Source organism: Ligilactobacillus sp., assembly GCF_036846325.1.
Taxonomy (GTDB): Bacteria; Bacillota; Bacilli; order Lactobacillales; family Lactobacillaceae; genus Ligilactobacillus.
Genome location: NZ_DAIUCE010000127.1, coordinates 1 through 3,923 on the forward strand (window position 1 = coordinate 1; position 3,923 = coordinate 3,923).

1 protein-coding gene is annotated in these 3,923 nt (G+C 43.3%); it reads left to right on the top strand.

Annotation, left to right across the window (positions count from 1 at the left end):
* Positions 1-320: 320 nt before the first annotated feature.
* Positions 321-3,923, top strand: a 3,603-nt coding sequence (locus V7Z60_RS09120) for an Eco57I restriction-modification methylase domain-containing protein (RefSeq protein WP_334117507.1), incomplete at its 3' end; no start/stop codon positions are given.

Genomic DNA, 3,923 nt, shown 5'->3' on the forward strand with positions numbered 1-3,923 from the left:
AGTTAAAATGTAATTTTAAGGATGAAGATTCAAGTTGGAGCTAATGCGGACATCTGTTACTTAGTAATATTTTTATCAACTTAATGTCAGTTGTTCAGAAGTGTTGCAAGTCAGCGGTGCTTCTTTCCTGCATACTAAAAGGTCATGTCTGAAACTTGAAGTTCTTGTCGCAGGTGTTTTATATGATTTGTCACTTTCAGATTTCAGGTGTAAATATTGAGAAACATTACCGCCGGGGATATTTTGGAAATGTGATTTCTTTTCTTTGCAATGTCGTATAATGATCTTATGGATATTTAATCTCGATGGTGGTGAAGATGATGGAAAGCAATTTTGACTTTCTTATGGTTGATGAAATTCTTAAGCCGTTCTATAAAAAAGCAACTGACATGGAAAAAAACTATGCTGAAGGACAGTTTGGCACTGCCATAGCGACTTCCAGGACAATTGTTGAAAATGTTGCAAAGGAGGAACTGGACCAGGCCTATGTCGAACTTGGAGATCGGGATGGGTTCAATGATTTTCTGAGAAAGATAAAATCCAGGAAACTGGCGCCTGAAAATATTCTTGATAAGTTCTATATGGTCAAACGTCGTGGCAATGAGGCAACACATGAGATGGATGATCGTACAAAGGAAGAAGCCCTCAAGGTCATCGGAAATGTATATGACATTTTAAAGTGGTTTTCCCTTAAGCATAATCCCGAATATGCTGATCAGATATCTTCGCAGGCCTTTGTCGAACCCAAGAAGGATCCGGTGTATCAGACAGCTGAAAGAAAGGTCATATATGTGCAGAATGTTGACAGAAAGATGGGAATTCCAGCGTATGAAGGTGCAGAGAAGGTGGGGGAGACATCAGTTGATGATTTTGAAATTGATGCCACTCCCAACAGCGATGATTTACACAGGATTGCTGAGAAAAGAGTAAAAAGTTATATGACGACTTCCGGTTTGCGCTATGAAATTCCATGGGTTGAACTGGCCTATCGCAAAAAGGACAGGACGTGGTTTCGGGACAGTGATGTACATACGGTTCTGAGGCGTTCAGGAATAAGGAACAAGCCGGGGCTTGAAGGAAATGAATGGTTTGAAACTGATGTGGAAACTGTCAAGGATGCCATAAAGGCTGTTAAGGAGGGCAAAAATTCAATAGAGGCTCCGATTGCAGGTGATGGTGCAAAAATAGTTCTCAGGCCGGAACAGGAAGAGGCAATTGTAAAGACTCAGAGTTGCTTCAGAAAAAAGGACAGAATGCTTTGGAATGCCAAGATGCGTTTTGGCAAAACGATAACGGCTTTGGAACTGATCAAGAGAAGCCGTTATCAGCATGTGCTGATAATGACACATCGCCCGGTGGTTGATGAAGGATGGTTTGCAGACTTCAAGAAAGTCGGACTTCATGAGTTGGGTTATCTGTATGGCTCAAAGCAGCGTGGTTCAAGTCTTGAAGACATGATGAATTCAAGTAAGCCGTACATCTATTTTGCGAGTCTGCAGGACCTGCGAGGTTCAGAACTTGTTGGCGGCAGGCAGGGAGATAAGAATCGTGAACTGTTTGATAATGACTGGGATCTCGTAATTGTTGACGAGGCACATGAAGGAACACAGACAGACCTTGCCAAGAGGGTGATGGAAAAGGTTGTCGGGGAAAGTACGAAGGTCCTGGAGCTTTCGGGAACTCCGTTCAACATCATTGACCAGTATGATGAAGATCAGGTGTTTGTCTGGGATTATACGATGGAGCAGCGCGCGAAAAGGACGTGGAAGTTCAAGCATCCGGAAGAGAAGAACCCATATGCAGAACTTCCTGCCGTGCAAATGTATACTTTCGAAATGAGCAGGCAGTTCAAGGATGCATGTTTTCTCAGTGACGACAGGAAGTCCTTTAATTTCAAAGAGTTCTTCAGGGTTGATGAAAATGGAGAATTTGTTTATGAAGATAATGTCAGACAGTTTTTAAGAAACATTACTACACCTGATTCCAAGAACAACTATCCGTTTTCAACCAAGGAGTTCCGCGACAATCTCAGGCATACGCTTTGGATTCTTCCGGGTATAAAGGAAGCTGATGCGTTGGAGAAGCTTTTGCGGGAGAATCCTGTTTTCGGAATGGATTACGCCATTGTCAACGTTGTTCACAATGGCGACAATGAAAACGGTCTGGCAACCGATGATGAAATGAAGATGGTTCGTGATGCCATTGGACCAAATCCCGAAAATACCAGGACAATTACGCTGACTGTCAGGAAAATGACAACGGGTGTCACTGTCAGGGAGTGGACGGGTGTGTTGTTCCTTTCCAATACGAACAGTGCAATGCAGTATCTTCAAGCCGCTTTTAGGGCACAGACCCCATATTCGAGTGAAGAATTTGGCGTAAAGACCAATTGCTATATCTTTGACTTTGCACCTGATCGTGCCTTGACGGTAATGGCTGAAGCAAGCAGGCTCAATACTGGCGTTGGCAAGCTGACGACTGGAGAACAGAGAAGAAAGATGGGCGATCTTCTTAATTTTCTGCCGATCATCGGTGAACATGGACAGGGGATGAAACCATACGATGTTGACGATCTTTTGACCCAGATCAAGCGTGTGTATGCCGAAAAAGCTGTCAGGACCGGTTTTGACGATGATTCCATCTACAGTGATGCGATGCTGATGCTCAATGATGCGGATGTAAGGGACTTTAATGATCTCAAGGCCATTGTCGGGCAGACCAGGGCGGAAAAGAAGAAGCTGAAGGTTGATGTAAATTCACAGGGCCTTACGGAAGATGAGTATAACAAGGCAACCAAGGGTAAAAAGAAGCCAAGGAAAGAGCGTTCTGCAGAGGAGCAGGAAGCCATTGAAAAAATGAATGAACTGAAGAAACAGCGCAAGACGATGATTTCGATCCTGCGTTCCGTTTCAATTCGCATTCCGATGCTGATATACGGAATGGACATCGACATTGACAAGGATGTTGATATCAGAAAGTTCGTTAAATTAGTGGATGACAAATCATGGGCGGAATTCATGCCGAACGGCGTTACCAAGGAGCTTTTCAGAAAGTTCATTAAGTACTATGATCCTGAGGTGTTCATTGAAGCCGGAAGAATCATAAGACGTCGTGTCAAGGCACTGGACAGTCTTGATCCAATGGAGCGTGTCGAAAAGATAGCCGAAATATTCGGAACATTCCGAAATGTGGACAAGGAAACGGTTCTGACTCCATGGCGTGTGGTAAACATGCACATGGGAAAGACAATAGGCGGATACTCATTTTATGATGACAACTACAATAATACGACCGTTGAAGGCAAGAATGCGGCGCATTGGGTGAATACGGAGTATACTGACAGGATATTCAGAATTGCCGATCCGCAGAACAACAATGTGCATATTCTTGAAATCAATTCAAAGACAGGGCTTTATCCTCTGTATGCAACGATGTCTCTTTATTACTGTGAATATATGAAGATGGTAAATGAATCTGCCGGCAAATTCAGCTTGGAAGACGAGAGAAGAATATGGCAGAAGATTCTGCGTGAGAACATCTTTGTCGTTGCGAAGACAAAGATGGCAAAGACAATCACTCAGCGTACCCTTGCAGGATATCTGGACATGGATACTAACGTTGAGTTTGTGGATAATATTGTAGAGGATGCGAAAGAGGATGCTAAAAAGGAAGCAAGGAAGATAGAAGGGATTTTTGGTGGAATGAAATTTGATGTTGTTATCGGTAATCCGCCGTATCAGGCTAAGTCAAAGGGAAAGCAGGAAAAGTATGCTCCGCCGATCTATAATGAATTCATGGATCTTTCATATAACCTGGCGGATATTGTAACGCTCATCACGCCGGCGAGATTCCTGTTTGATGCGGGAAGTACGCCTAAGAGTTGGAACAGAAAGATGTTGGATGATGAGCATTTTAAGGTTGTT